General features: G+C 78.0%; 1 protein-coding gene. It reads right to left on the bottom strand.

Annotated features, from left to right (window positions below; genetic code table 11):
- Nucleotides 1-3659 (bottom strand): SDR family NAD(P)-dependent oxidoreductase (locus ACF1AK_RS36150; RefSeq protein WP_391503063.1); only part of this gene is annotated, 3659 nt, incomplete at both ends.

The raw sequence follows: 3659 nt of genomic DNA, 5'->3' as shown, positions 1-3659 counted from the left end.
ACACCCTCACTCCACCCCGTCCCGTCCGCACCCGCCCCGAACGACTTGCACCGCCCGTCCGGCGACAACCCCCGCTGCCGGCTGAACTCCACGAAGGTGTCCGGCCGGGCCATCACGGTGACGCCGCCGGCCAGGGCGAGCGTCGCCTCGCCGCTGCGCAGGGCCTGGGCGGCCAGGTGCAGCGCGACCAGCGAGGAGGAGCAGGCCGTGTCCACGGTGACCGCCGGACCCTCCAGGCCGAAGGTGTAGGCGATCCGGCCGGAGATCACGCTGGAGGTGTTGCCGGTCAGCAGGTACCCCTCGTAGCCCTCGGGGGCGCGCTGCAGCCGCGAGCCGTAGTCGTTGTACATCACCCCGGCGAAGACGCCGGTGCGGCTGCCGCGCAGCCCCGCCGGATCGATCCCGGCCGACTCCAGCGCCTCCCACGACGACTCCAGCAGCAACCGCTGCTGCGGATCCATCGCCGCCGCCTCACGCGGCGAGATCCCGAAGAACTCCGCGTCGAAATCGGCCGCCCGGTGCAGGAACCCGCCCTCCCGCGCGTACGACGTCCCCGGATGATCCGGATCCGGGTGGTACAACCCCTCCAGATCCCACCCACGGTCCGACGGGAACGGCGAGATCGCATCCCGCCCCTCCACCACCAACCGCCACAACTCCTCCGGCGACCCCACCCCACCCGGATACCGGCACGCCATCCCCACGATCGCCACCGGCTCGTCCACCGCCACCACCCGCGCCACCGACGCCTGCCCGGTCGCGGACCCGGCGCCGTCCAGGCCGGCGAGCAGGCGCCGGGCGAGCGCGGCCGGGGACGGCTGGTCGAACACGACGGTGGTGGGCAGGCGCAGGCCGGTCGCGGTGTTGAGCCGGTTGCGCAGTTCCACGGCGGTCAGCGAGTCCAGGCCGAGGTCCTTGAAGGACCGCTCCGCGTCGACGGTGTCCGCGCCGCTGTGCCCGAGCACGGCGGCCACCGCACCGCGCACCAGTTCCTCGGCGGTCCGTGCGCGTTCGGCCTCGGGCAGGGCGGCGGTGCGCTCGGCCCAGCCGGTGCCGCCCGCCGCCCCGGCGGTGCGGGCGGCGGCGCGGCGGGCGGGTGCGCGGACCAGGCCGCGCAGCGGGGCCGGCAGCGGACCGTCGGCGGCGCGGGCCCGCAGGGCGGCCGGGTCGATCCGGACGGGCACCAGCAGCGGGGCGGGGTCGGCGAGCGCCGCGTCGAGCAGTTCCAGGGCGGCCGGGGTCTCCAGCGGCGGCAGACCGCTGCGGCCCCAGCGGCGCAGGACCTCGGGGTCCAGCGCGCCGGCCATGCCGTCCTGGTCGGCCCAGAGCGACCAGGCCAGCGAGAGGGCGGGCAGGCCGGCCGCCCGGCGGTGCTGGGCGAGCGCGTCCAGGAAGGTGTTGGCGGCCGCGTAGCCGCCCTGACCGGCGGTGCCGGTGACACCGGAGACGGAGGAGAAGAGCACGAAGGCGGCCAGGTCGAGGCCGGCGGTGAGCTCGTGCAGGTGCCAGGCCGCGTCCGCCTTGGGGCGCAGCACCCGGGCGATCCGGTCGCCGTCGAGTCCGGCGAGGGTGGCGTCGTCCACGATTCCGGCGAGGTGGAAGACGGCGCTCAGCGGGTGGTCGGCGGGCAGTTCGGCGAGCAGCCCGGCCAGCGCGGCCCGGTCGCCGGTGTCGGCCGCGCCGAAGGTCACCTCGGCGCCCTGTCCGGCCAGTTCGCGGGCCAGCTCGGCCGCCCCGGGGGCGGCCGGCCCGCTGCGGCTGACCAGCAGCAGCCGCCGGACGCCGTGCCGGGCGACCAGGTGGCGGGCGAGCAGGGTGCCCAGTCCGCCGGTGCCGCCGGTGATCAGGACGGTGCCCCGGGTGAGGTCCGGTGCGGCGCCGTCCGCGGGACGCGCCGGCGCGGGCCGGAGCTGGGGCTGGAGCACCGCGTCGGCGCGCAGGGCGAGCTGGGGCAGGCCGGTGGCCAGGGCGGCCGGGAGTGCGGCGGCGGAGGCCGGGTCGTCGTCCAGGTCGGCGAGCTGGAAGCGGTCGGGCTGTTCGCTCTGGGCGCTGCGCAGCAGGCCCCAGACGGCGGCGGCGGCCGGGTCGGGTGCGGTGTCGCCGGCCGTGGCGGTGACGGCGCGGCGGGTCACGACGGCGAGCCGGGTGTCGGCCAGCCGTTCGTCGTCGAGCCAGTGCCGGGCGAGCCGAAGCGCCTCGCGGGTGAGCTCGTGGGCCGCTCCGGGCAGACCGGTGCCGGACGGCGGGAGGACGGCGAGCACGGTGCCGGGCGCGGGCTCGCCCGCGTCGAGCGCGGCGCGCAGTGCGTCGAGGTCCGGGACGGCCGGCAGCTCGGGCAGGCCCTGCGGGGCGGGTCCGAGCAGCAGGGTCCGGCCGGGGACTGGGTCGCCTGCGGCGGGCACCGGCCGCCAGTCGAGGCGGTGCAGGGCCGGGCGCGCCTCGGCCGGGCCGGGCCGGGCGGCGGGCGCCGCCGTGCGCAGGGTGAGCGTTCCGACGGACAGCACGGGACGGCCCTCGGCGTCGAAGGCCTCCAGCGCGGTGCCCTCGGCGGCCGGGGTCCAGCGGACCCGCAGCAGGTCCGCGCCCTCGGCGTGCAGCCGGACGGCGCCGAAGGAGAACGGCAGCGGAAGGCCGTCCGCCCCGCTCTCCTGTTCGGTGGTCCGGGCGTCGACCAGGGGGTGCAGGGCGGCGTCCAGCAGCGCGGGATGGATGCCGAACCCGGCCGCGTCACCGGCCTGTCCGTCGCCCAGCGCGAGTTCGGCGAACAGGTCCGGGCCGCGCCGCCAGGCCGCGCGCACGCCCTGGAAGGCGGTGCCGTACGCGTAGCCCCGGGCGAGCAGCCGGTCGTACAGCGCGTCCACGTCCAGTGGTTCGGCGCCGGCCGGGGGCCAGGTGACGGTCTCGGTGACGGGGCCGGGCGCGGTCTCGGTGAGCAGGCCCTCGGCGTGCCTGGTCCAGCCCTCGGTGTCCTCCTGGCCGGGGCGCCCGGGGCGGGCGTGGATCGCCAGGGTCCGGTGGCCGTGCTCGTCCGGCGGGCCGACGGCGATCTGGAGCTGGACGGCGCCCTCGGCGGTCAGCGGCAGCGGTGCGTGCAGCGTCAGTTCCTCGACGCCGTCGGCGCCGACGCGGCCGGCGGCGGCGAGGGCGAGCTCCAGGAAGGCGGTGCCGGGCAGCAGCGGGGTGCCGAGGATGTCGTGGTCGGCGAGCCAGGGCAGGGCGGCCAGCGAGAGCCGGCCGGTGAGCAGCAGTCCGCCGTCCTCGGCGAGTCCGACGGCGGCCGCGAGCAGCGGGTGCCCGGCCTCGGCCAGCCCGAGGGCGGCGGCGTCGGCGGCCGGGCGGGGCACCGACCAGTAGGAGGTGTGCTGGAAGGCGTAGGTGGGCAGGTCCAGCCGGACCGCCGGGCCGGGCAGCAGCGGGCGCAGCGCCTCGCCGGGGGCACCGGCGGTGTGCAGCCGGGCGAGCGCCGTGGCCAGGGTGCGGACCTCCGGCTGGTTGCGGCGGGCGAGCGGTACGACGGCGAGGCCGGTGTCCTCGTCCAGGGCCTCCCGGACGAGCGGGGTGAGGACGGCGTCGGGTCCGAGTTCGAGGTAGCGGGTGACACCCTGCTCCCGGAGGGTGCGGACCACGTCGTGGAACCGCACGGCCGAGCGGATGTGCCG

Source organism: Kitasatospora sp. NPDC015120 (genome assembly GCF_043080305.1).
GTDB lineage: Bacteria > Actinomycetota > Actinomycetes > Streptomycetales > Streptomycetaceae > Kitasatospora.
Note: the sequence above shows the minus strand (reverse complement) of the source record. Positions and strands in the feature narration are given on the sequence as shown.